Source organism: Lysobacter capsici (genome assembly GCF_018732085.1).
Taxonomy (GTDB): Bacteria; Pseudomonadota; Gammaproteobacteria; order Xanthomonadales; family Xanthomonadaceae; genus Lysobacter; species Lysobacter capsici_A.
The window spans coordinates 1,274,402-1,299,144 of sequence record NZ_CP076103.1 but is presented as its reverse complement, the minus strand read 5'-3'; the positions used below and the strand labels follow the sequence as shown (position 1 = coordinate 1,299,144).

At 66.7% G+C, this 24,743-nt stretch carries 22 protein-coding genes and 1 riboswitch; of the genes, 8 read left to right on the top strand and 14 right to left on the bottom strand.

What is annotated here, in order from left to right:
* Window positions 1-93: 93 nt before the first annotated feature.
* Complete coding sequence (locus KME82_RS05310; protein ID WP_215497599.1) at window positions 94-1,341, bottom strand: OmpA family protein; 1,248 nt, start codon at window positions 1,339-1,341, stop codon at window positions 94-96.
* 280 nt (window positions 1,342-1,621) lie between these two features.
* Here KME82_RS05310 and KME82_RS05305 point away from each other — a divergent pair, with 280 nt between their 5' ends.
* Window positions 1,622-2,008, top strand: a complete 387-nt coding sequence (locus KME82_RS05305) for a DUF3955 domain-containing protein (RefSeq protein ID WP_215497598.1) — start codon at window positions 1,622-1,624, stop codon at window positions 2,006-2,008.
* 131 nt (window positions 2,009-2,139) lie between these two features.
* Here the strand turns inward: KME82_RS05305 and KME82_RS05300 are convergent, their stop codons facing one another.
* Entirely contained in the window at window positions 2,140-4,710 is a 2,571-nt protein-coding gene (locus tag KME82_RS05300) for a S9 family peptidase (protein WP_215497597.1), read from the bottom strand.
* A 264-nt stretch (window positions 4,711-4,974) separates the two neighbouring features.
* A riboswitch (S-adenosyl-L-homocysteine riboswitch) is annotated at window positions 4,975-5,051 on the top strand.
* Between the two features lie 61 nt (window positions 5,052-5,112).
* Here KME82_RS05300 and ahcY point away from each other — a divergent pair.
* Both ahcY and KME82_RS05290 read left to right on the top strand, forming a co-directional pair.
* Entirely contained in the window at window positions 5,113-6,558 is a 1,446-nt protein-coding gene (gene ahcY / locus KME82_RS05295) for an adenosylhomocysteinase (RefSeq protein WP_215497596.1), read from the top strand.
* Window positions 6,559-6,657: 99 nt separating this feature from the next.
* A complete protein-coding gene (locus KME82_RS05290) occupies window positions 6,658-7,104 on the top strand; it encodes a hypothetical protein (protein ID WP_215497595.1) in 447 nt (148 codons plus the stop codon).
* On the opposite strand, the gene KME82_RS05285 is transcribed toward KME82_RS05290, so the two are convergent.
* The 5 genes from KME82_RS05285 to KME82_RS05265 all read right to left on the bottom strand — a co-directional run bounded on the left by KME82_RS05285 (window position 7,083) and on the right by KME82_RS05265 (window position 11,017).
* Window positions 7,083-7,295, bottom strand: a complete 213-nt coding sequence (locus KME82_RS05285) for a hypothetical protein (RefSeq protein ID WP_215497594.1) — start codon at window positions 7,293-7,295, stop codon at window positions 7,083-7,085. The two genes, KME82_RS05290 and KME82_RS05285, sit on opposite strands and share 22 nt — an antisense overlap.
* Window positions 7,296-7,342: 47 nt before the next feature.
* Window positions 7,343-8,080: a LytR/AlgR family response regulator transcription factor gene (locus KME82_RS05280; RefSeq protein WP_215497593.1), complete on the bottom strand. Its 738-nt coding sequence runs from the start codon at window positions 8,078-8,080 to the stop codon at window positions 7,343-7,345.
* Window positions 8,077-9,117 carry a sensor histidine kinase gene (locus tag KME82_RS05275; protein ID WP_215497592.1) on the bottom strand — a complete coding sequence of 347 codons (1,041 nt, stop codon included), beginning with the start codon at window positions 9,115-9,117 and terminating at the stop codon, window positions 8,077-8,079. The genes KME82_RS05280 and KME82_RS05275 overlap by 4 nt, the downstream gene beginning before the upstream one ends.
* Before the next feature lie 95 nt (window positions 9,118-9,212).
* On the bottom strand, window positions 9,213-10,130 hold the full coding sequence (locus KME82_RS05270; RefSeq protein ID WP_215497591.1) for an alpha/beta fold hydrolase: 918 nt from the start codon (window positions 10,128-10,130) through the stop codon (window positions 9,213-9,215).
* Window positions 10,131-10,324: 194 nt separating this feature from the next.
* Window positions 10,325-11,017, bottom strand: a complete 693-nt coding sequence (locus tag KME82_RS05265) for a GNAT family N-acetyltransferase (RefSeq protein ID WP_215497590.1) — start codon at window positions 11,015-11,017, stop codon at window positions 10,325-10,327.
* A 245-nt stretch (window positions 11,018-11,262) separates the two neighbouring features.
* Here KME82_RS05265 and metF point away from each other — a divergent pair, with 245 nt between their 5' ends.
* Both metF and KME82_RS05255 read left to right on the top strand, forming a co-directional pair.
* Window positions 11,263-12,087, top strand: a complete 825-nt coding sequence (gene metF / locus KME82_RS05260; protein WP_215497589.1) for a methylenetetrahydrofolate reductase [NAD(P)H] — start codon at window positions 11,263-11,265, stop codon at window positions 12,085-12,087.
* A gap of 321 nt (window positions 12,088-12,408) precedes the next feature.
* Window positions 12,409-13,680: a M12 family metallo-peptidase gene (locus KME82_RS05255; RefSeq protein ID WP_215497588.1), complete on the top strand. Its 1,272-nt coding sequence runs from the start codon at window positions 12,409-12,411 to the stop codon at window positions 13,678-13,680.
* On the opposite strand, the gene KME82_RS27040 is transcribed toward KME82_RS05255, so the two are convergent.
* Complete coding sequence (locus KME82_RS27040; RefSeq protein ID WP_430538796.1) at window positions 13,586-13,990, bottom strand: DUF6053 domain-containing protein; 405 nt, start codon at window positions 13,988-13,990, stop codon at window positions 13,586-13,588. The two genes, KME82_RS05255 and KME82_RS27040, sit on opposite strands and share 95 nt — an antisense overlap.
* A gap of 83 nt (window positions 13,991-14,073) precedes the next feature.
* On the opposite strand from KME82_RS27040, the gene KME82_RS05250 reads away from it, so the two are divergent.
* Both KME82_RS05250 and KME82_RS05245 read left to right on the top strand, forming a co-directional pair.
* Entirely contained in the window at window positions 14,074-14,757 is a 684-nt protein-coding gene (locus tag KME82_RS05250) for a DUF4124 domain-containing protein (protein WP_215497587.1), read from the top strand.
* A 109-nt stretch (window positions 14,758-14,866) separates the two neighbouring features.
* Window positions 14,867-15,781, top strand: coding sequence for a branched-chain amino acid transaminase (locus tag KME82_RS05245; RefSeq protein WP_215497586.1), 915 nt, complete (start codon window positions 14,867-14,869; stop codon window positions 15,779-15,781).
* Between the two features lie 376 nt (window positions 15,782-16,157).
* Here KME82_RS05245 and KME82_RS05240 read toward each other — a convergent pair whose 3' ends face one another.
* The 5 genes from KME82_RS05240 to KME82_RS05220 form a co-directional block, all read right to left on the bottom strand.
* The gene (locus KME82_RS05240; protein ID WP_046655619.1) at window positions 16,158-17,495 is read right to left on the bottom strand and encodes a sensor histidine kinase; all 1,338 of its coding nucleotides are present in this window, start codon (window positions 17,493-17,495) and stop codon (window positions 16,158-16,160) included.
* 4 nt (window positions 17,496-17,499) lie between these two features.
* Window positions 17,500-18,183 carry a response regulator transcription factor gene (locus tag KME82_RS05235; protein WP_215497585.1) on the bottom strand — a complete coding sequence of 228 codons (684 nt, stop codon included), beginning with the start codon at window positions 18,181-18,183 and terminating at the stop codon, window positions 17,500-17,502.
* Between the two features lie 593 nt (window positions 18,184-18,776).
* Complete coding sequence (gene rimK, locus KME82_RS05230; RefSeq protein ID WP_215497584.1) at window positions 18,777-19,685, bottom strand: 30S ribosomal protein S6--L-glutamate ligase; 909 nt, start codon at window positions 19,683-19,685, stop codon at window positions 18,777-18,779.
* 53 nt (window positions 19,686-19,738) lie between these two features.
* Window positions 19,739-20,188, bottom strand: a complete 450-nt coding sequence (locus KME82_RS05225; RefSeq protein ID WP_215497583.1) for an ATP-dependent zinc protease family protein — start codon at window positions 20,186-20,188, stop codon at window positions 19,739-19,741.
* Window positions 20,189-20,518: 330 nt separating this feature from the next.
* Window positions 20,519-21,172 (bottom strand): hypothetical protein, encoded by a 654-nt coding sequence (locus tag KME82_RS05220; RefSeq protein ID WP_215497582.1) that lies wholly within the window; start codon window positions 21,170-21,172, stop codon window positions 20,519-20,521.
* 1,108 nt (window positions 21,173-22,280) lie between these two features.
* Between KME82_RS05220 and yecR the strand changes: the two genes are divergently transcribed.
* The gene (yecR, locus tag KME82_RS05215; RefSeq protein ID WP_215497581.1) at window positions 22,281-22,856 is read left to right on the top strand and encodes a YecR family lipoprotein; all 576 of its coding nucleotides are present in this window, start codon (window positions 22,281-22,283) and stop codon (window positions 22,854-22,856) included.
* A gap of 194 nt (window positions 22,857-23,050) precedes the next feature.
* Here the strand turns inward: yecR and KME82_RS05210 are convergent, their stop codons facing one another.
* On the bottom strand, window positions 23,051-24,643 hold the full coding sequence (locus tag KME82_RS05210; RefSeq protein ID WP_215497580.1) for a MobA/MobL family protein: 1,593 nt from the start codon (window positions 24,641-24,643) through the stop codon (window positions 23,051-23,053).
* Between the last annotated feature and the right edge of the window lie 100 nt (window positions 24,644-24,743).

Genomic DNA, 24,743 nt, shown 5'->3' with positions numbered 1-24,743 from the left:
GCGCAACCGCTATCGCAGTAATAAAAACGGAGCGCCTCGGCGCTCCGTTTTTTTTGCGTCGCATCGCCGGCATCCGTCGGCGCGGCGAAGCGTTCAGGTCTTGACGTAGATCTCCACCCGCCGATTGAGCTGGCGGCCGGACGGATTGTCGCGGCCGTCGACCTCGTTCGGCGCGACCGGCTGCGACTCGCCGAACCCGCGCGCGTCGGCGTCCTTCGCCGCGCCGCGCTGCCGCAACGCCGCCACCACCGACTGCGCGCGGCGATCGGACAGCGACAGGTTGTAGTCGTCGCTGCCCTTGGCGTCGGTATGGCCGCGGATCTGCATGCCCTTGGCCTCGATCTTGGCCAGTGCTTCGGCCAGCGTGTCGAGCACCTGCGCCGCGTCCGGGCGGATGTCGGACTTGTCGAAATCGAACAGCACCTTGTCGTTGAGCGTGATCAGCACGCCGCACGGCGCGCCGGGCACGACGAACTTGTTCAACAGCGGGAAACGGCCGGCCGGCGCGAGCTTCGGGATCGGCGCCATCGCCATCTCGCGCGGCGGCGTGCCGACCGTGCCGCGGCCCTTGCCGTCGTTGCGCACCAACCCGTCCGGGCCGTTCCAGGTGCCCGAGCCGTCGGCGTTGATGGTGATCAGGCCCTGCGGCCCGTTCCAGCTGCCCGAGCCGTCGCCGTTATAGGTGATCAGGCCCATCTCGCCGTTCCAACTGCCGCCGCCCTTGCCGTCCAGGTGGATGGTGTCGCCGCGACCGGTGTAACTGCCCGAACCGTCGGCGTTGACGCTGATGACGGCTTTCTCGCCCTCGTCCTCATCGTCCTCATCGCCGCCGGTGTTGATCGAACCCGAACCGTCGGCGTTGACCGTGATCAACCCGCCTTGGTAATTGGCCGAACCGCTGCCGTCGGCGCTCAGATTGAAGGTGCCCTTGCCGTCGTTGCGGGACAGATTGCCTTGGGCGTCGAGGTGGGTGAGGCCCGCGTCGTTGATCAACGCGCCGCCATCGCCGCAGCGGGCGGGCTTGATGGTGACGCCCTCGATCGGATTGATCAGGTCCTGCATCGAGCTTTCCAGCGCGCGCTGCGCCGGCGTCACGCCGAGGATGTCGGGCACGACGATGGTGGGGATGACCGGGAACTCGCGATCGCCAGCGGTCAGTGGCGCGGCGTTGGCGGTTGGCGTTGTCGCGTTCGCCGACGCCGTATCCGCCGTCGCGGCCGGTGCCGACGCGGCACCTGACGGGTCCGCCGAAGCGGAGGCGCCGCCGTCGCGCCCGCATGCGCACAAGGCGGCGACGAGCACGGCGAGAGTTAAAAGTCTGCTGGGTACTGCATGCGACATGGTCCACTCCGTTGGTTGTCGGCGGCGTTTATAGCATCGCGACTACGACAGGTGCGACCGGCGGACTCCCAGTGTGCGAATGCGGTCTCGACATTCATCCAGCCCAACGACCGATCCACGCGACGCCCCACCTCACGTCCACTTCATCGCTAGCCCACACGCGCCGAGCAACCTGCATCCATCCCAAGAAGCCACGACCTTGGCGAGGTCCGGAGTCTTTTGTGGGAGGGGCTTCAGCCCCGACGCTTTCGGCTCGGATAGCGGTGTCGATCGGTCGCGCTTGAACCATCTGCTTGGCAATCTGAGACAAGAGCATCGGGCTGAAGCCCCTCCCACAAAAGACCTCAGGCCGCTGCATCAACCGGCTGAAGCCCGCCTTCAAACCAATCGATCACATTCGACCGCAATTCAGCGCAACTCACTGCAGGAACCGACCATGACCAGAATCAGCCCGCTGCCCACCTTGTCGCTCGCGTTCCTCGCCCTCGGTGGCGCCTGCCTGCTCGCATTCAACCTGATCGGCTCGACGATCGATGCGCAAGGCATGTTGCACGAACCGTTCGGTCTGATTCCGATCGGCTGGTTGTTGATCGTCATCGGCGCTGTGACCGGAACCATCGCGGTCGCTCGCCGTCTCTGGCGCGGACGTTCGCGCGACGCGAATTGATCCGGCAGGAGTGCTTGCGAGTACGGTCCGCGAGTCGCTCGGATGCACACACTGAAATGACAACGGGGCGCACGCGCCCCGTTGTCGACCTACTCATCTGCGGCGCCGGCTTACCTCACCGACTCATCGGTTTATTTTGCCGCGGACTTGGCCGGGGCCTTGCCTGAAACCGGCGCGTCGGGCTTGGCATTCTTCACATACAACTCCAACCACCGATTGGTCTCGGCCATCATCTGCATGATCGATTCGCGCGCGCGGTAGGCGTGGCTTTCGTTCGGCAGCATCACCAGCCGGGCGTGGCCGCCCAGGCCCTTGATCGCGGCGTACATGCGTTCGCTCTGGATCGGGAAGGTGCCGGAGTTGTTGTCCTGCTCGCCGTGGATCAGCAGCAGCGGGTCCTTGATCTTGTCGGCGAAGTTGAACGGCGACATCGCCTCGTAGGTGGATTGCGCCTGCCAGTAGTTGCGTTCTTCGGCCTGGAAACCGAACGGGGTCAAGGTGCGGTTGTAGGCGCCGCTGCGGGCGATGCCGGCCTTGAACAAACGGGTATGGGCGAGCAGGTTCGCGGTCATGAATGCGCCGTAGGAATGGCCGCTGATCGCGATGCGGTTGCGGTCGGCGACGCCGCGCCGCACCACTTCGTCGACCGCGGCCTGGGCGCTGGCGGTGAGCTGCTCGATGTAGCTGTCGTTGGGTTCGCGGTCGCCTTCGCCGACGATCGGCATCGACGGGTTGTCGAGCACCGCATAGCCCATCGCCAGGTACGGCAGCGGGCCCCAATAGCTCACCGCGTTGAAGCGGTACGGCGAATCGTTGACCTGGCTGGCCGCGCTGGCCGATTTGAACTCGGCCGGATACGCGTACATCAGCATCGGCAGCGGCCCGTCGCGCTTGGCGTCATAACCAGCCGGCAGGTACAGGTTCGCGGTCAGCTCGACGCCGTCGGCGCGCTTGTAGCGGATCTGTTCTTTCTTGATGTCCTTGAGCTGCGGCGTGGGATGCGGGAAATGCGTGAGCGCCTGCGGCGCGGCATCGGCCGCGGACAGGTCGCGCAAGGTCAGGTTGCTCGGCTGGGTCGGCGATTCGCGCGTGGTGAGCAGGCGCTTGGCGTCGGCGTCGAGCAACGCGAACGGTTTCTCGTAGTACGGCGCCTGCGAATGGAACAGGCGGGTGCGCTGCTTGCCGGCCAGGTCGAAACGGTCGAGGAAGGGCCGGTCGCCTTCGGCCGAGGCGCCTTCGCCGCTGTAGTACAAGCTGGCGCCGTCGCTGGAGGTCAGCAGGCGTTCGCGGCCGTTGTCGTCGCGCTGCATCAGCGGCTCGCCCGGATCGTTGTAGCGGTCTTCGCTGCTGCCCTCGAAGATCAACTCGGGCACGCGGTCGCCATGATCGGGCGCGATGCGCCATTGCCGGACCTGGCGCGTCTTCCACCACGACTCCTCGATCAGGGCCAGATCGTCGCGGCCCCAGCGCGCGCCCTCGAAGCGATAGGACAGCCGCGCCAAGGTCTGCGGCGGCTTGTCGAACGGCGCGGCCTGCATCAGCACCGCGTCGCGGATGTCGACCGCGCGGGCCGGGTCGCCGCCGTCCTGCGCTTCGGCCCAGACCAGGGTCGCCGGCACGTCGCTGCGCCAGGCGATATCGCGCACGCCGGTGGGCACCGCGTCGTTGCCGGTCGGCAGGCCTTCGACCAAGGGCAGCCGCGCGATTTCATACTCGAACTTGCCGTCCGGCGTCAGCACCTCGATGCGGTGCGCGAACCGCGACGCCGGCACCTGGTACGAGAACGGACGCTCCAGCGTGGTCGCCAGCAGATGACGGCCGTCCGGCGACGGCTCGACTTCGACGTACAACGCCGGCAATCCGGCCTTGGCGACCTGGCCGGTCAGATCGACGGTGGCCAGCTGCGAGCGCAGGTAGTACTCGAACAGGCGCGCGTCGTTCTCGTTGCGCAGCAGGTCCTGGTAGGTGCGGATCTGGCGCACGGTGGCGCTGGCCTGGGTTTCCTGCGCGGCCGGGCCGGTCGGAGTGGCGTCGCTCGGCGGCACCTCGCCCTGACCTTCGGGCTGCAGCTGCACCAGCAGGCGGCGGCTGTCGGGCATCCACTGGTAACCGGCGCCGACCGTGTTGAGGCCGGACACCAGCTTGCGCGCGTGACGCGTCTCCAGTTCGATCAGCCACAGCTCGTTGGCCGCGCTGGCCGTGTCGATGCGGTTGAACGCGATCCAGCGCTGGTCGGGCGACCACTGCAAGGTCGCCAGCGACAGCGGCGACGGCAGGCCTTCGATCTCGATGCTCTTGCCGGTGCCGGTGTCGAGCAGGCTCAACTGGCTGCCGAAACTGAAGCGGCTCTGCGCGCGCACCCGCGGATGGATGCGCAGGCCGGCGAGTTTCAACTCCGGCTGCGCGACCAGCGCGATGCCCGGCAGCGACGGCGTCTGCACCAGCGCCACGCGGTCGCGACGGGGGCTGAGGAACATCTGCGGCGGGCGCGGCGCATCGACGATGGCCTGCAAGGGCTTGGGCGGCAGTTGGTAGCCGTCGGCCTGCGGCTTGGCTGCGGCCGGCGCGGCGTTCCTGGCCGCCTGCGCGGCCGCGGCCGGCTGGGTCAGGCCCAGGGCCAGCAGCAGCCCCAGCACGAGCAGGCTGGGCGTGCGTGGCGGCGTGCAACGGGTCGGGTGACGGGTCGTCGCGGCGGATGTCATCGAATGTGGTCCTCAGGGAAATGAACGTCGCAATCGCGGGACCGGCGCGGCGTGTTCACGCCGACGGGGCCGGCCCGGCGCTGCCCCGCCCGAGCTTAGCCCGCGCGCGCGGCGACCAGCCTATGCCATTCGGGCCGGTGGCCATGCCGATGCCGTCCGACATGGCGCGATGAACGCCGGTTCAGGCCGATTCGGCCCGGACCTGCACGGCGCGACGGCGTGCCGTGCGGCGGTCATCGGCGCCGCGATATACTGCGCGCTCAGCCCGTCGAGGGGCGCTGCGACCGTGAACGCCACGGCCAGGCTCGGCGAGGCGCAGGTCCCAACGGCGCCCGGTTTGAGTCCAACGACTCGCCGGACCCCGGCATCCGCCGGCTCCCCAAAGAACTGGAGCGACATCCAATGAACGCAGTACCCAAGACCTTCTCGACCGAAGGCGATTACAAGGTCGCCGACATCACCCTGGCCGACTGGGGCCGCAAGGAAATCGACATCGCCGAGCACGAAATGCCGGGCCTGATGTCGATCCGCAAGAAGTACGCCGTCGCCCAATCGCTCAAGGGCGTGCGCGTGACCGGCTCGCTGCACATGACCATCCAGACCGCGGTGCTGATCGAGACCCTGCGCGACCTCGGCGCCGACGTGCGCTGGGCCTCGTGCAACATCTTCTCGACCCAGGACCACGCCGCCGCGGCGATCGCCGCCAGCGGCACCCCGGTGTTCGCCTGGAAGGGCGAGTCGCTGGAAGAGTATTGGGACTGCACGCTCGAAGCGCTGACCTTCCCGGGCAACGGCACCGACAAGCACCTCGGCCCGCAGCTGGTCGTCGACGACGGCGGCGACGTGACCCTGCTGATCCACAAGGGCTATGAGCTCGAAAACGGCGACGGCTGGGTCAACACCGCGTCGGGCAATCACGAAGAACAAGTCATCAAGAATCTGCTCAAGCGCGTGCATGCCGAGCGTCCGGGCTTCTGGCACACCGTCGTGCGCGACTGGAAGGGCGTGTCGGAAGAGACCACCACCGGCGTGCATCGCCTGTATCAGCTGGCCGAAGCCGGCGGCCTGCTGGTCCCGGCGATCAACGTCAACGACTCGGTCACCAAATCGAAGTTCGACAACCTCTACGGCTGCCGCGAGTCGCTGGCCGACGGCCTCAAGCGCGCGATGGACGTGATGCTGGCCGGCAAGGTCGCGGTCGTGTGCGGTTACGGCGACGTCGGCAAGGGTTCGGCGCATTCGCTGCGCGCGTACGGCGCCCGCGTCGTGGTCACCGAAATCGACCCGATCAACGCCCTGCAGGCGGCGATGGAAGGCTTCGAAGTCAACACGGTGGAGAGCACCCTCGGCCGCGGCGACATCTACGTCACCACCACCGGCAACAAGGACGTGCTGACCCTGGCCCACATGCAGGGCATGAAGGACCAGGCGATCGTGTGCAACATCGGCCACTTCGACAACGAGATCCAGGTCGACGCGCTGGTCGCTTCCGGCGCCAAGCACCTCAACATCAAGCCGCAGGTCGACAAGTACACCTTCGCCGGCGGCAACTCGATCTTCCTGCTGGCCGAGGGCCGCCTGGTCAACCTGGGCTGCGCCACCGGCCACCCGAGCTTCGTGATGTCGAACTCGTTCTCCAACCAGACCCTCGCGCAGATCGACCTGTGGGCGAACAAGGACAGCTATGAGGCCAAGGTCTACATCCTGCCGAAGAAGCTCGACGAAGAAGTCGCGCGCCTGCACCTGGAAAAGATCGGCGTGAAGCTGACCACCCTGACCGACGACCAGGCCAAGTACCTGGGCGTGTCGGTGGACGGCCCGTACAAGCCGGATCATTACCGCTACTGATCGCTCGCCGCCGCAAGGCCGCGACGATGAAAACCAAAACGGGCGCTTCGGCGCCCGTTTTTTTTGTACGCTGCGAACTCATCCCGCGGGGCGCCCGCCATGACAGCCGTGCTGGCCCAACTGCAAGCCTTCGCACACGAACACGACTATCTGCCGCAGGCCGACCCGCCGAATGCGGAATGGCAAATCGTGCTCGACATTCTCAAGCGCCACGAACCGCATATCCGCGCTTACCCGCCCGGCAACGATCTGTATGCCCACCGGTTCGCTATCGCGCTCGGCCACGATGCGCGCGCCGACCTGCTGATCCGCTTCGACCTGCGGATCTATGTGGCGCTCGCATATCACGTATCGGACACGTTGCATCAGTTGGCGGTAGACGACCTCCACTTGCGGGCGAGCACCGCTCCCTTGCGCGCGCTGCTGGACCGACACGGCTTGCGCGAGCTGGCTTTCGAAGAAGCCCGCACGACGCTGTCGGAGCGAATGCTCGCTCACGGTTTCATCGACACCACGGTACTGGCCTACTTCTTCGAAAGCGCATAAGCCTCAGGCTGCGGGTTTAAAGGCCTGTTGCTGAGCCTGCGAATGAACCAGGTCGCGCCGACCGGCGCGACCAGAATCAAGGGCGAGCAGAGCAGCGAAAGCTCGAAGATCACGATGACCAGCGCCACCGCAAGCGCGACCGCGCTGACGACTGTCGAACCGACGACCGAATCCACAAACGAAGCCTTCATTCCATCGCCCCCCCAAAACCGCCGAGTTCAAATCCCGGCCATCATCGCTACAACGCCAAGCGCTCGCGCAACTCGCGCGACTGTCGCCGCGACACCTCGATCCGGCTGCCGTCCTTGAGCTCCAGTTCGAAACCGTCGTTGACCGCCAGATCGATCGCCTTGACCGCACGCAGATTCACCAGGGTGTTGCGGTTGGCGCGAAAGAACAGCGCCGGGTCCAGCCGCGCTTCCAGTGCGCTCAGGCTGCGCGCGAGCAGCGCGCATTCGCCGCGGAACCAGACCCGCGCGTAATTGCCGTCGACCACGATCTTGCTGATTTCGCGCAGCGCGACGAACCAGCAGCGCTCGCCTTCGCGCAGGAACACCTGATCGTCCGCGCCGAGCAGCCCGCGCGGCGCGGCGCCGAGCCACGGCGTTTCCGGCAGCCGCGCACGCGCGCGCTGCAGCGCCTCGGCCAGACGCGAGGCGTCGACCGGCTTGACCAGATAGTCCAGCGCATTGGCTTGGAACGCGCGTACCGCGTACTGGTCGTAGGCGGTGGTGAACACCACCAGCGGCGCACTGTCGAGCCCTTCGATCACATCGAAGCCGGTGCCCGACGGCATCTGGATATCCAGCAGCACCAGATCCGGACGCAGCCGCGCGATCGCCGCCTGCGCCGAGGGCACATCGTCGGCTTCGCCGAGCAGTTCGATGTCGGGCTGCTCGGCGAGCAGGGTGCGCAACTCCTGCCGCGCCAGGCGGGTGTCGTCCACGATCAACACGCGCAACGCGCGAGCATTCATTGCGGTATCTCCAACTGCGCGATCACCCGGTTGCCGCGCTGCCTGAGTTCGAAATGCCCGGCGTTGCCAGCATGGGCCAGCCGCGTGCGCAGGTAGGCCAGACCGACCCCGCGTCGCGCCGGCTCGGGGTCGATGCGGCCGGGATTGCCGACCTCGATGTGCAGCGTTGCGTTTTCGCAATGCGCCTTGATGCTGAGTTCGCCGCCGCCGGGCGTGCAGGCGATGCCGTGCTTGACCGCGTTCTCGACCAACAGTTGCAGCGCCATCGGCGGCAAACGTGCGCTCAACGCGTTCGCATCGATGTCGCGCTGCACGCGCAGGCGATCCTCGTAATGCACCGCTTCGACCGCGAGATAATCCTCGACCACCGCCAGCTCCTCGGCCAGGCTGGCCTGCTGGCGCTGGCTGTGATCGAGCGCATGGCGCAAGGTGTTGGACAGCCGCGTGACCAGTTCGCGCGCGCGCTCGGTGTCCTCGTTGATCAGCGCGCGCAGGTTGTTGAGCGCGTTGAATACGAAATGCGGGTTCAGGCGCGCGCGCAGCGCATCGAGTTCGAACGCATTGCGCAGCGACTCGGCGTTGAGCCGGGCGATCTCGCCTTCGCGATAACGCTGCATCGCCATGGTCCAGCTCCACAACGCCGCCCACAGGCCCAGCATGAACGCGGTATTGGCCCAGTACACGAACAGCATCGCCGGGCGAAAACCGGTGGACTGCGGCAACGACACCCAGCCCTGGCTCAGCGCCAGTTGCAACGCCGGGATCAGCAGCAACTGCGCCAGGGTCGCGCCGAGCAGGATGCACAGCGACAAACGCAGCGCCAGGCGGACCGGTCCGCGTTCGAACCAGTGCCGCCGCAATGCGATCCGCCGCATCGCGCCGCCGACCGCCCACAGCTCCAGCGACAGCAGCACGCTGATCAGGGTCGAGCCCGAACTCAACCCGCCGAATACGCTCGCCAATGTCAGGTTGAACACCGCCAGGCCGGTCCAGAACGCGGCGTCGGCCAGGGCGGTGCGCAGTTGCGTTCGCGACATGCGGCGGTTTCCGTCGAAAAAAACACAGCGTCGATAAGACAGAACACGGCCGCGGCGAACCGCGGCCGTGCTTGGGCATCACGGCAATGGCGCGATCAACCGCCGTGGCCGGCATCCGCGTCGATGAAGCCGCGCACCTGATCCTGCAGCCACTTCGGGTCGTCCCACATCAGGAAATGGTAACCGGCCTGGCTCAGTTCGATACGCACGCCGTCCAGCGTGGCATACTGGGCCTTGAAGATGGCGGTCGTCGACTCCTTGGTGGCGCCGTAGCTGGCATACGCCGCCCACGAGCCGAGCAGCAGGGTCGGCGTCTTGATCTTCGTCAGTTGCGGACGCAAGTCGGTGATCATCATTTCGTACATCGCCTGCGCGGTGGTCGCGCGGTCGCTGGCCTCGCCCCATTGGACCAAGGTGGCCACGCGCTTTTCGTCCAGGCTCATGCCCTTGACCGCGTTGGCGACGCCCAGACGGTAGGTGTCGGCATCCTGCTCGGTCATCCGCTTGCGCATGGCCTCGGCCATCGGCTTGACCGACTCGGCGGTCGCGGCCGGGTTCTGCAACGCGCCCAGGAACGCCAGCGAGTCCACGATCACCAACCGATCGATCGCCTTGGGCTGCTCGATCGCCATCTCCAGCGCCATGAACCCGCCCAGGCTATGCCCCATCACCACCGGCTTGGCCAGCTTGCGATCCTTGATGTAGGCCAGCAGGCGATCGCGCATCGAATCGACGAAGCGATCGGTCTTGACCGCCGGCGCGCCGGCGAAACCGGGCAACTGCACGATGTGGCATTGCACATGGTCCGCCTGCAACGCCGCGCAAGTCTCGCGCCACGTCTCGCCGGCGCTGTTGAGCCCGGGAATCATGAGCACCGGCCGTCCCTTGCCGACGACCTCGACGGACAAGTCCTGGAACTGCACGGTCTTGGCCTGGGCGCTGCCGGCCGCGATCAACACAGCGGCGGCCAACGCGATACGACGCAGGAAACGCGAACGGGATAGCGGGTTCATCGAAGGGCTCCAGAGCCGGGGTGGTGGAGGCACCTTGCCCGGTTCCCTGCGCCGCGCCGGCGGATAAATGACGAGCGGCCGCGGTGGGTGGCGAGCGGTTTGGGGGCTGGAGGAGCGGCGGGTGGTCTTCGCTATTGCGCCGCGCCGAAGCCGTCGCGCCGGCCGGAACGCCTGGCGTTGCGTCTGCACATCGCCTAATCGCCCCGTTGCCGCAACGACCAAAACGCAATATCCCGCCGCAGCCGATAACCATTGCGCTCGTACAACCCGATCGCCCGCGGGTTCTCGTGGCTCACATGCAGAAACGGCATGCGACCGCGCGCGTGGTTGTCGTTGGACAAGTAGATCAGCAACCGGCGCGCGTGGCCTCGGCCGAGAAAGTCCGGATGAGTGCAGATGGCGCTCAGTTCGGTGTAGTCGTCGGTGCCCATGCGCTCGCCGGCCATCGCGGCCAGGCGGCCGTCGTGGTAGATGCCGAAGTAGCGGCCGAGGTCCATCGTGCGTGGACGAAAGTAATGCGGGTAGACCAATGCGGTCAGCGCGAGTACGTCGTCGCGGTGGCTCGCGTCGAGTTCGACGATGCGCGTGGCGTCGTCTTGCGGCGGTACGTCGATCGGTTCGGGACAGATCATCTGCGCCAGGTCGGTGATATGTCGCAGTTCCCATCGCGCGGACACCGCGGGGGTGCGGCCGAGCAGCAGCGCGGTGTCGCCCGGCGGCAGCAGCGTCGGCAACAGGTCGTCGATTTCTTCGCCGGCCTCGGCCACGCCGAGGAACGGCGCGATCTGCGCCGGATAGCGCGCGATGCGCGTGTCGCCGACGGCGAGCGTCCGGTGGCGGCTGCGCAGCGATCGCCAGATCGGGTTGTCGAGTGGGTGTTCGGACATGACGAAACGGGCTGGGGGAACCGCTCGCATCTATAGCGCAGTGGCGGCGCGATCGCAGCAGGTCTGCGTCGCGTATTGATCGCCTGCAAGCCGCGACGCGGACCGCGCCATGCGCACCGCGCAACCGCACGCGCGAGGCGCAACCGGCTGGCCCTTGCCCTCGCCGGCCATCCGCCGGCGCCCTCGATACCATTCATCGCGATAAAGCGATATTATCGAATCTTCCCACCGCCGCGGCCCCGCCCATGCTGCCGATCAGCTTCGAGTTCTATCCCCCCAAGACCGACGAACAACGCGGTCAGCTCGACAAGACCGCGGCCAAGCTCAAGCCGTATGCGCCGAACTACGTGTCGTGCACCTTCGGCGCCGGCGGTTCGACCCTGAGCTACACGCCCGAGACCATTCGCCGGCTGCGCGCCAAACACCAGCTCGACGCGGCGCCGCATCTGTCCTGCGTCGGCGGCACCCGCGCCGAGATCCGCGAGCTGCTGCAGCTGTATCGCGAGATCGGCTGCAAGCGGCTGGTCACCCTGCGCGGCGATCTGCCCTCGGGCATGGCCAGCGCCGGCGACCTGCGCTACGCCAACGAGCTGGTCGAATTCATCCGCGCCGAAACCGGCGACCATTTCCATATCGAAGTGGCGGCCTATCCGGAAACCCATCCGCAGGCGCGCGACGCGCATTCGGACCTGGAGAATTTCAAGCGCAAGGTCCGCGCCGGCGCGAACGGCGCGATCACCCAGTATTTCTACAACGCCGATGCGTATTTCCGTTTCGTCGACGACGTGCGCGCGGCCGGCATCGACATCCCGATCGTGCCGGGCATCATGCCGATCTCCAACTTCAGCCAGCTGCGCCGCTTCTCCGACATGTGCGGCGCGGAGATTCCGCGCTGGGTCGCGCAGCGCATGCACGCTTACGGCGACGACGCCGACAGCATCCGCGAATTCGGCGCCGACGTGGTCGCGCGCCTGTGCAGCCGCCTGATCGAGGGCGGCGCGCCGGGCCTGCATTTCTATACGCTCAATCTGTCCAAGCCCACGCTGACGGTGTTGTCGCGGATCGCCTGATCGTCCGACGCCGATACATGGCGTCGAATGGCTTCGGACACTCGCCGACAAGCGTCTTCGGCTTGCCATTCAGACACATTAAGCCATCTCAATTGCGTCACAGAAATCGCCTTTGGTGCCTAGCACCAAAGGCGAACTGCTAAGCCAGTTCTCAGCCTGCGCTTGTCCTGCGACAAGTTCGGTCTTGAGCCGTGCGACGTGACGGTAGCCCACTGACTCCAGGATGCATCGCCGCGACGAGCGATGCCCTCGCGACCGCCGTCGCGAACCCAGGCCACGGGTTCGCGGCGCGCAGCGGTCCCTCAATGGAGAGTGAGCATCATGTCCGCACGCCACACACTGTTGCCCCTGAATTTCGCCATCGCCCTTTCGCTGGGCCTCGCCGGCGCCGCCTCGGCCGCCGAACCGGCCCCGCTGTTCTCCACGCCCGCCGCCAGCATCGCGCGCAACCTCAATAGCGATCTGGCCTATCAAGCGGTCAAGTCCGATCGCGCCGCGGTCAAGGTCGACCTGGTCCGCGCCGATGCCGCGCAGATCAACGAGACGCAGGAAGAACTGCTGCTCAACCTCGCGCCGGGCGTCAATCTGAAGGCGCACAAGCTGCAGGCGCAGCGCAAGGCCGACGGCATCGTGATCTGGCAGGGCCTGGTCGGCGATCCGAACGCCCAGCTCAAGCGCATCAACCAGTTCACCGGCGCCGAGCTGATCGACAATCCGGAAGAGTCGGCCATCATCGTGCGCCAGGGCAATCAGATGTCCGGCACCGTGCGCAGCGGCGGCAAGCTCTACCGCATCGATCCGCTCAAGAACGGCGGCCACACCGTCAGCCTGATCAACGAAGCGTTGATGCCGCCCGATCATCCGGCCGCGGCCTATACCGCCCAGCCGATCATGCCCCGCATCACCGATCTCAAGTTCGACGAAGCCGCCGCCGCGCAGAAAGCGCCGTACATCGTGCGGGTGATGGTGGTCTACACCCAGGCCGCCGCCAATGCGGTCGGCAACACCTTGACCAAGGCCAACCTCGCGATCACCGAGAGCAACCAGAGCTTCGTCAACAGCGCGGTCAACGTGCGTTTCGAACTGGCCGGCCAGTACACCAACAGCTATGTCAGCGCCGGCTTCGACACCGACCTGAGCCGTTTCCGCGGCACCACCGACGGCTACCTCGACAGCTACCACACCACCCGCAACAGCATCGCCGCCGACGTCAACGTGCTGGTCATCACCGATCCGGCGTATTGCGGCCTGGGCTATCTGAACTCGAACGCGGCCAGTGCCTTCACCGTGGTCGGCGCCAGCTGCATGACCGGTTACTACAGCTTCGCTCATGAGATCGGCCACAACTTCGGCGCGCAGCACGATCCGGCCACCAGCACCAACACCACCTATGCCTACGGCCACGGCTACTGGGGTCCGGGCAATGCGTGGCGCACGATCATGGCCTACAGCTGCGGTTCCAACTGCCCGCGCCTGAACTACTGGTCGAACCCGAACATCACCTACAACGGTGCGCCGATGGGCACCGCGGCCAAGAGCAACAATGCCCGCGTGTTGAACGAACGCGCGGCGACGGTGGCGGCGTTCCGCTGATCGTTGCGGTCGCGGCGGCCGTGGCTGTGTGGCTGCGGTTGCCGCGATGATTTTGTTCCGATGCTCGCCGCGGCGTGGATGCCGCGGCGAGTTTTTGGGGAGATTGCAGCGGGTTTCGTCGCGGCTGATACAAGAGCATCGGGCTTGAAAGCCCTCCCACAAAAGACCTCGATGCCGACGAGGGCTGTTGTGGGAGGGCTGTTGTGGGAGGGCTTTCAAGCCCGACGCCTTTCGCTCCGATCGCAGCAAACCCAGCACTCAAGCCCGCACCCGCCCATCCCGACCCAAGCGCAAATCCACACCCCCGCACTGTCCACGACCGCCACTCGGCGCTAGTCTTCGCCGATGCCTTCGTTCGCCCGACTCTGCCTGTCCCTGCTGCCGCCGCTCGCGATGAGCTGGCTCGCACTGCATCCCGCCGCCGCCCAGGCGCAGATCCGCCGCTGCACGGATGCACACGGCAATTCGGTCTACACCGATCGCGACTGCGCCACCGCCGGCGGCGTCGACCGCCTGCCGCGCGGCGCCGCGCCCGCGACGGCGCAGCAAACGCCCTACACCGGCGGCTGCGCGCGCAATCTGCGCGACCTGGTCGGCCAGATCACCAGCGCGATCGACGCCCACGACGGCAACAAGCTCGCCTCGGTGTATCACTGGGCCGGCATGTCCGACGAACGCGCCTATGCGGTGATCGAACGACTCGATGCGATCGCGCAACGTCCGCTGCTCGACATCGCACCGGTGATGCCGTCGGTGGCCGACCCCGAAGCCGCACCCGGCGCATGGACCACCTTGCCGCCGGCCGCGCCGAACGCCGCGCTCGCGCCGCTGCCGCCGATCACGCCGTCCGCGCCCGCCGGGCTGGGGCGTCCGGCCGGCATGAGCGGCGAGCAGACGTCGCAGGCGGCCCCGGCCGCCGAAGCCGCCGTGCAGACCATCGCGGCGCCCGCGCCTGCGCCGCATCGGCGCGCACCGGTCGCACTGCGCCTGGAACAGACCCTCGGCAACGGCGTCACTCCGTCGCGCACCGTGTTCGGCCTGACCCGCCACTACGGCTGCTGGTGGATCAAAGGCTGAACAGGCGTGCCGCCACAGCGCGGCAACGCACCGGCGAGGCATCGGCTTGGGCCAGCGCCCGGGCGCAGGGCACAATAGCGGTTTCCCCTCCCCACCACGGAAGCCGACGATGCAATACCCCGAATGGATCTGGCACAACGGTGCGATCAAGCGCTGGGCCGAAGCGACCACCCACGTCATGTCGCACGCGCTGCATTACGGCTCGTCGGTGTTCGAAGGCATCCGCACGTACGACACGCCGAACGGCCCGATCATCTTCCGTCTGAACGACCACAACACGCGTCTGTTCGCCTCGGCGAAGATCTACGACATGGGCATTCCGTATTCGTTGGCGCAGCTCAACGAGGCGTGCCACGAAGTCATCAAGGCCAACGGCAACACCACCGATTACCTGCGTCCGGTCGCGTACCGCGGCCTGGGCGGCTTCGGCCTGTCGGCCGACACCCCGACCGACGTCGCCGTGGCGACCTGGAAGATGGGCCAGTACCTCGGCGCCAGCGTGCTCGAAGAAGGCATCGACGCCTGCGTGTCGAGCTGGCAGCGGTTCGCGCCGAACACCATCCCGGCCGGCGCCAAGGCCGGCGGCAATTATCTGTCGGGCCAGTTGGTCGCGCGCGAAGCGCGTCGCCTGGGCTTCGGCGAAGGCATCGCGCTGGCCTCGACCGGCCTGCTGTCGGAAGGCGCGGGCGAGAATCTGTTCCTGGTCTTCAACGGCGCGCTGCACACCACCCCGGTCAGCGCCGCGCTGCTCAACGGCCTGACCCGCAACACCATCATCACCCTGGCGCGCGACGTCGGCATCGAAGTGGTCGAACGCGACCTGCCGCGCGAGTACCTGTACCTGTGCGACGAGTTGTTCATGTGCGGCACCGCCGCGGAGATCACCCCGATCCGTTCGGTCGACGGCCGCCAGGTCGGCACCGGCCGTCGCGGCCCGGTGACCGAGCGCATCCAGGAGCTGTTCTTCGGATTGTTCAGCGGCAAGACCGCGGACAAGTACGGTTGGCTCGAAGCGGTCAAGTAACTTGAGGCAGCGAGTAATTCGAAGCGGCAAGTAGGCGCGAATGCGCTTGGCTGTTCCCCCTTTGCAAAAGGGGGCCAGGGGGGATTTGCTTTTGCCTTGCTTGTGCTTTTTCAAAGACGCAACAGCAAAAGCAGAAGCAAATCCCCCGCGCCACGTTTCATGTACACCCCTCGTTGCTACGCAAGGCGCAGCCCTTTTTTTTTAAAGGGGGCGAATTGATACGCGGCACGATGCATGGGGCTGCGGGCTACGAAGCCAGTGCGTTGGTACGCAACTGCGCATCTGAGATATCGGCAAACTTAAGCGATTGCGTCGCATCGCAACACGCCGCATCGATCAAGCCATCACTACCGACACGGCCACGCGACTTCGAACTTCAATCCACCCGCTCGAACTTCAACGTAGCCACCACCCCGACCGTCTCGCCCGGCTTCACCCGCACGTCCCAGCCATACAGCTCGCACAACCGGCGCACGATCGACAGACCAATGCCGCCGCCCTGCGAATGACCGGCGTGGGTGCCGCGGTAACCGCGTTCGAACAGCTTGGCCGCGTCCTCGGCGCTCAGGCCGGGGCCCGAATCGATCACCTCGACCGAGCGCGGATGCAGTCGCACCACGACCTCGCCCTGGGTGGTGTACTTGACCGCATTGCCGATCAGGTTGCCCAGCGCCACCGCCACCGCGGCTTCCGGCGCGTCGACCACCAGCCCGCGCTCGCCTTCGACCCGCAACGCCAGCGCCTTGCCGCCGAGCTGGGCGCGATGCGCTTCGAGCAATTGTTCCGACAGTTTGGCGATGTCGGTCGCGCCATGGCCGCGCTCGTTGCGCGACAACAGCAGCAGCGCGCTGATCAGGTCGGTGCATTGCTGCTCGGCGCGCTGGATACGCAACAACCGGTTGCGAGTCTTGTCCTCGATGTCCGGCCGCGACAGCAGCAGTTCGACCGCGCCCTTGATCACCGCCAGCGGCGTGCGCAGCTCATGGCTGACGTCGGCGTTGAACTCGCGGTCGCGCTGGACCACGTTGGTCAGGCGCTCGGCGTAATCGTCGAGCGCCTCGGCCAGCTGGCCGACTTCGTCGTCCGGGAAGTGCGCGGCCAACGCCTCGGACTGCGAACTGCGGCCCGAGCGCTTGAGCCGGTTGGCCAGCTCCGACACCGGGCTCATGACCCGCGACGCCGCCCACCAGCCGACCAGCAGCGAGAACAGGGTGAACACCAGCACCGACAGGTAGATCGCGCGATTGAACTGCGCCTCGCCCCGGGTCGCCTGGGTCATGTCGTAGGCGAGGAAGAACCACTCCGTCGGCGTCTTGCGCACGCCGAGCTTGTACGAGAACGGGCTGCCGTCCGCGTTCTTGCCCTGGATGTTGTGGATGCCGTCGGGCAGTTCGTACCAGTCGGGCTGCTCGGTGCGCAGCGATTCGAAGCGGTCGCTTTTCACGACCCGCCCGAGCATCTGCTGCACGCCGAACTCGGGCTTGGCGTTCGGCGCCGAATAGAACTGGCGCGCGTACTCGTCGATGTTGCGATTCATCACGTCTTCGACGATCTGATTCTCGACCCGCGTGCGCGTCCAGTTGGTCGCGAAGGCGAACATCGCGGTGAGGCCGAAGCCCAGCAATACGAAAGACAGGATGATGCGGCTGCGCAACCGTCGCCGGAAGCGCTTCTTCTTTTTCAGCCGCGATGCGGACGGGTCCCCTGAGGCCACGCGGTCAACCAGTGCTTTCGGGCGCTGCGATGCGATAACCGATGCCGTGACGGGTCTGGATCAGCGGCGTGTCGAACGGCTTGTCGACCACCGCGCGCAGGCCGTGGATGTGGACGCGCAGGCTGTCGGAGTCGGGCAGTTCCTCGCCCCACACGCGGGTCTCCAGTTCCTGTCGCGTGACCACCGCCGGCGAGGCTTCCATCAGCGCCTGCAGGATCTTCAGCGCGGTCGGGTTGAGCTGCAGCAGCTTGCCCTGCCGGCGCACTTCCAGCGTATCGAGGTTGTATTCCAGATCGGCGGCGTTGAGCACCCGGGTCTGCACGCCGCGGCCGCGACGCGATAGCGCGTTGAGGCGGACTTCGACTTCCTGCAGCGCGAACGGCTTGATCAGGTAATCGTCGGCGCCCGAATCGAACCCGGCGAGTTTGTTGTCGAGGCTGTCGCGCGCGGTCAGCATCAGCACCGGCGTCTGCTTGCGCGCTTCGTTGCGCAACTTGCGGCAGACCTCCAGGCCGTCGAGGCCCGGCAGGTTCAGATCCAGAACGATGGCGTCGAAGTCGTGTACGACCGCCAGGTGCAATCCGGTGATGCCGTCGGCGGCGAAATCCACCGTGTGGCCGCGGTCTTCAAGAAAGTCGCCGAGGTTGGCGGCGATGTCTTGGTTGTCTTCGATCACGAGTATGCGCATGTGCTCTTCCCAGTGGGTTGGCGTTCGACCGTGCGGCGACGCCCGGGGTTCCGTCATTCGGGCCGCTGCACGATGCGCAACGGCGGCAAGCCGAGGATTCTGCCAGAGCGAATGTAAAGTGAACGGAAAGGTGAACGGGGCATGGGGCTGCCGTTCAAGCGGCGAGCCGGCGGTATAGGCCGAAGGTCATGCTCGGCGCGTCGTGCCGACTGAATCGAAATTGCCCGGGAAAACCGCGCCAAAACGGCCGACAAAAACAAAGGCCCAGACGCGGGGCCACCGCGCCTGGGCCAAAAGGGTATTGCCCCGATTACCGTAACCTGCTTCGACCAGATCCCTATCCGTAACGTTCTGACGAGGAGCGCGACTTGGAGGAGCTGCAGTGCTGCGGTCCGGTAACGCTACGCGGATTTCGATTAAACCGCCGTTAAAAGCGCTGTTAAATAAAAGTTAATCGCAACCTGAAGTTGCGCTCCCGGCGGCCCGGGCCTTCCGGGCCGGGGACCTGCCGTTCGGCGGGTCGCAGGCAGATGACCTGCCAGGCTTGCCATTCCACAGGATCGGGCAAGCCCGGCCGCCCCGGCGAGCCCCGTTCAGCGTTTTCCGCCGGCGCGTTTGGGGGTCTTGAGCTGGATTCGGCCGGACACGTACTGGATGATTTCGCTGGCCACGTCGACCCCGCTGGCCTCCTCGATGCCCTCCAGGCCCGGCGAGGCGTTGACCTCCAGGACCAGCGGGCCGCGGTCGGAGCGGATCAGGTCGACGCCGGCCACGCCCAGGCCCAGGACCTGGGCCGCCCGCACCGCGACCTCCTGCTCGGCCGCGCTGGCGCGCACGCCCTTGGCGGTGCCGCCGCGGTGCAGGTTGGAGCGGAAGTCGCCCTTGGGCGCCTGCCGCTTCATCGCCGCGACCACCTTGCCGCCGACCACGAAACAGCGCAGGTCCGCGCCCTTGGCCTCGGCGACGAATTCCTGCACCAGGAAATTCGCGTACAGCCCGCGCAGCGCTTCGATCACGCCCTTGGACGCCGACAGCTTCTCGGTCAGCATCACGCCCGCGCCCTGGGTGCCCTCGTTGAGCTTGATCACGTGCGGCGGCGGGCCGAGCATCGACAGCAGGTCGGCGGTGTCGTCGGGGTTGTCGCCGAACACTGTCGCCGGCAGGCCGATGCGCTGCGCGGCCAGCAGCTGGTGGCTGCGCAGCTTGTCGCGCGCGCGCAGGATCGCGTCGGAGGTGTTGGGCGTGTAGGTCTCCATCAGTTCGAACTGACGCAGCACCGCCGAGCCGTAACGCGTGACCGAGGCGCCGATGCGCGGGATCACCGCATGGTAGCCGGCGATCTCGCGGCCCTTGTAGTGCATCTGGAACCCGTCCGAGGCGATGCGCATATAGCAACGCAGCGGATCGAGCACGCGCACGCTGTGGCCGTGCTCGCGCGCGGCCTCGACCAGACGGCGCGTCGAATAGAGCTTGGTGTTACGCGACAGGATCGCGAGCTTCATCGGCAGGAGTCATGTGAATGGGAGAAGGACGGCGCGCGTGGTCCGCGCGCAGCTCAGTTGCGACTGACCCGGCGCCGCGCGCGCCCATGCAGGAACGAGCGCGAAGGGTCGACCGTGAACAAGTGCGTCACCGCGGTACGGCCGAGCAACATCGGAAAACGCATGCCGCGACGATCCGACAGGTTTATTTCAATTTCGCGTTCGGTGCCGGCCAGACTCAGCAAGGTCTGGACGAACACGCGGCTGGTGCGATGGCCGCCGGAGTCGGTCACGAAGCGCTCGTCGAACACCGGCGCGGCCGCTTCGATCACGTCGGCGCCGACCACGCCCGGACTGAGCCGGAACCCGACCCAGGGCTGGCCGCCGTCGACATAGCGCCACTGCGCATCGACATGCAACGCCGAGCTGCGCGCGCCGGTATCGATCTTGGCGCGCACCGCGGCGATGCCCAACACGGGCAAGGCGGCGACCTCGCGCCAGCCGAGGACGATCTTGGATGACATCGCACCTCCGCTGTGGCGATTGCAATCGGGCCGGGACGACCGCTTCGGGCTCGGACCGCGACGGCGTGCCGTCGTTGGGTTCCGCGCGCGCCGCGGCGACAAAAAACGGCGACCTCGCGGCCGCCGTACGTATCGGACCGAAGCGGGCGCGGATCGTCCAGGCCCAAGGCTACGGTGCGATGCGCGGCGCCCCACTCGGGACCGGGCGCGAAGCATAGCGCGCCGGCGATGCAGCGTCGATTGCGATCGCCGCTGCATTGAAGCTGCGATTGTGCATGGTGACGGTGCAATGATTTTTTTACATCGCGCGGCGCCGATCCACTGAACCCTTCAGGGTCGGCAGTAGCGCCGTTCGTACTCCAGTTCGCGCTGCAGATCCGCCGAATCGCCCTGCGATGCGAGCCCGTCGATGTTGGCGCGAGTGCGCTTGCACGGGTCTTCGCCGCGCCCGCCGAACAACTGGCCGAAGCGCTCCACCGCATGGGCGAGCGAACGCGGCTGCTGCATTTTGAAACGCTGCGTTGCATGTCCCGGCAGGGTCGGCGCGCGCCGCTCGAGCAGATCGACGGTGGGCGCGTCCCATGGTGCGCGTGTCGCACGCGTGGACTCTGACGAGCGTGGATCGGACGGGCGTGGATCGATCTGCACGGCGGTCAGGCCGGTGGGCGGTTCCTGCGGCGCAGAGTCGACGGCCGGCGGCGATGCACTCGTTGTGTAGACACGTGCGCGCGGTGGCGGCTTGCTCGGTGCGGGCGCGGCGACGGGATCGCGTCGTTGCGGCGGCTGCGCCGGCTGCGAATTTTGCACAGGCGCAAGCGTCGGCGCGGCGATGAAAATCACCGCCAACGCCGAATCCTCGCCGACCGCGTCGGCCGGCATACGCCATTGCATGGCGACCCAGACGAAACCGGCATGGACCAAGGCCACCACGCCCCACGCGCACGCACGTTCCACGCGCGCGGCGTCGCGCTTACTCGCCGCCATGTCGCCGAGCGCCGTCGATCAACGCGCCAGCGCGCGCAAACGCATCGCATCCTTGCCCCATCGTCCGCATCCGTTCGTCTGTCGACCGCATCGGAGTGTGCCCACAACCACGCCGGTTGCGCAGCCTGGCAACTTTCGCAGTTGGTTGCGGTTAAAACGCCGGCGATCGCACTAACGAATTGTTAGCAACGCGCGCATCGAAGGGGCGCAAACGACGACGGCCCGGTCCAGGGGACCGAGCCGTCGTGGCGTGCCGCGGTATCGAGCCGTTGTCGGTACGCGGCGAATCTGGAGCGGGTGATGGGAATCGAACTGCATCGAACCCACCCGTTTCTAAGCCATTCAACCACTTGCTCCCGTCTCGATCGGGAACCGGTGATACCCAACGCGATACCAAGACAGGACTGCAACGCTACCGCGTCCCGCCTCCGTGCAGCAACCGCTCTCCGCTCCGTGCGATGCGTCTAAGGTCTGGGTCGTCTTCGGCCCTACAGGGTCATGAAATCGAACCGCAGTTTGCGTTCGCCACGAATCTCGCTTTGATGAAATCTCCACCCAGCGGGAGATGCTCATGCAAGACCTAGCCCAACGCGTATCCATCGCAACCCAGGTCCTGTGCACGCTAATCGGCCATGACCGATGCCGTTCCATGAACCGAGGACGCCTGATCGACATCAACCATGCGTTTAAGGTCGCCGACGCGGTGCTGCTCGTCTCCACCCGCATGCCACCGACCTACGATTACGACCCTCCGTCCACCACCGGTACCCGGCCGGAGCCGGATTGCCCCAGACCGTCGGCCCCTGAAGAGTCACCCGCTCCCTCGGAAGCCTCCAGCCCACCGGAGCTCCCACCTGATCGCCGGGGGCCGCGGCGGTTTTCGCGGTGATCGGAAAGCTCGTCTGCCCAACCCAGCACCGGACCGGCTGATCCGTGCGTTAGGGCGCCGGCCGCCTGGCCCCCCCCCCGCCAAGGCCCTCTTGAGGCTTGCTCGACTGCGACCGTGACCGTTTAGGCGCCCCCTCCCGGGCACACCACGGGAGGGGCTTCGCCTGGCCGATCGCGGCGCGGCTTTGCGTAGGAGCAACGAAACACAGGGGAGTTTTTGATGAAGATCCAGGGAGTGTTCGTGGTGGCGATGATCCTGGCCGCCACCAGCGGCTGCGTAACGACGAAGGAATGGTCGGCCACCGGCGGCAGCAGGGCCGATGGCGTGGTGCGCTTGTCCTACGAGGTCGGCGCGATGGAGCAAGCACAACTCAGCGAAAGCCAAGCCATCGCCATGGCGACCCGCCGCTGCGCGACCTGGGGCTACACCGGCGCCGAAGCGTTCGGCGGGACAACCCGGCAGTGCAACCAGCCCGGCGGGTTCGGCGGCTGCGCGACCTGGGTGGTCACCAAGGAGTTCCAGTGCACCGGCACGGGCGCTCCTCAGGCCGCCGGCGGCAACACGGTGATCGTTTCGCCCGTCGTCACCGCCAGCGCAGGGCCTTCCGCAGCACCGGCTCAGCCGGCTGCGTCAGAACCCGGGTACGAGGCGGCGTTGCGCCATGCGGCCGCTCGCGGTTGCAGCGCAGCGGGCATTTCCCACGTGAGTGGCAACGTGTTTCGCGCCAACTGCCCGGCCACCGGACGTTCGCTGATTCTGCAGTGCCAGGGAGCGACCTGCAAAGAAGTGGATTGAGCCCACTGACGCTCTGGACAGGCGGAACCAGCGACGTTGGGGGAGGCCCTACCGGGGGCCACCGCGGAACGGAGCGGTTCCGCCACGCCCCATCGCCCGACCAAAGGGCCGGCAGGCGCGCGGCCTTGGAAGCCCTTGCGCGGCCCTTCCCGCGGAGGACGCCCCGCGCGGGCGGGGCGCCCGTCCTTCCAGCCTCAGCGCGGTGGCCGCGGACGCTTCGGCGTCAGCGTCGAAACTGTACCCAGGCCTTGGCGGGGAGCGCTGCCGCTGTCCCCGCCACCGACCACGAGCACCGGGGACGGAACGGCCATCCCGAGGGCGGCAGCGTTCGCCGCGCGTTGGTCCACTGCGTCCTGGGGAGCGGGGTAGCGCTTCATCAACATCCTGCTCCATGCCTCCAACTCCTGGGCGCTGGTACTCGCCAGTTCCTCGCACTCCTCCAAGGTGTCGGCCGCTGCCTCTTGGCTTGCCACGAAGTAGGCCCTGCGCTTGACCTTGAGCTCGAACGCCTGCGCACGGCGACGTCGGCGCCACTCGCGCTTGGCCCAAGGCCCCGATCGTGGGCGTTCCTTGCCCATCTGCTCAAGCGCGGTTTCCGCCTGATCGACAGCAGCGATCGCCTCGGTCAAGACGAGTTGACGCCGCTCTCCCTCTGCGGAGTCCTTCTTGAGCTGGCGTAGCCGCCAAACCAGGTTCTTCAGATGCAAAAGAAACTGGGGTCGCTCGTGGTACGCCCGCAGGCGTTCTGTGCTGTGCTTCAGGAAACGCCCGGTCATGACTAGGATCTTGTCGAACCAAGCGCGAAACGGCTCGTTCCACAGCTTCTCGGCCTCCACGAGCAACGCGGCGGCCGCCGCGTGGGGGCTCCCTGTGGCGGGGTCGGGCGCGAGAAGCGCGAGTCGCGCCCGGTCCTCGTCGTCTAGGTGCGCCACGATGCCGCCAGAGGCGGAGGCCAACAGCCGGTTGGGCAAGGTCGCGTCCGTGCCGCGGCTGGCCCTTCGCCAATCCATCAGCCGAACCAACGCCTCTTGCTGGTTGTTGCGACGGATGGCTTTGTTCTCCTCCACAGCCTCGACCTCAAAACCCCTTCGATACAGCGCCATGGCCTCTTTGCCGATGTGCCTAGTCGGCTCCCGGGTCAGCTCGATGGCCTTCCCTGCATCCCCGTTCCCCCAAGCTTCCTCCGCCTGCGCCGACAAGGTGCGGTGGTCGACGCGGGCGTCCACCCTCGCCATCGTCAGGTGGCGGTTGATCACATCGCACACCATCGCGCGCACCCACATCACCTGCTCCGTACAGCTAGGCCTGCCGTCCAACTCGCGGGTTTTCTCAGTGAGCCCGTCGGGCCCCATGCGGCGCGTCGTAGCCAGAATGTGGACGTGGTGGTTCAGCCCGCCCGGCGCGGTCGGGGCGTGGATGCAGGCCTGAGCTGCGAAGCCGTACCGTGTCACCAGGCGCTCGGTGAGTTCCCTCACCAGTGCCGAACGCTGCAACTCGTTCAACTCGTGCGGCAGCGCAACTTCGAACTCTCGGGCGACGGCGGCGTCCTTGCGCCGTTCTGCCGCCTCCGCGGCGTTCCAAAGCTGTTGCGGGATTCTTCCCCACAGCGCAGCCCCCTCAGGCAACACGAACTGGGTCTCGACGACACCGCTGCGCACACGGTAGTCGTGCTTGACGCCGGTCTTGTCATCGAAGAGCAGCAACGCGGCTCGGTACGCGGCAGCCGCCACTGAGGAGTTGCCCTTCGATCGGCTCAACGTTTTCACTCGCATGTGATAAATGGCCATACGCTCTCCTGGTTGGGCGTCTACGGTGTGGAGAGGAGCTGCGCATTGGCAAACGCTGGTTTTTAGGGTGGATTCAGCCTCGAGGGCGGTGGTGGCACGC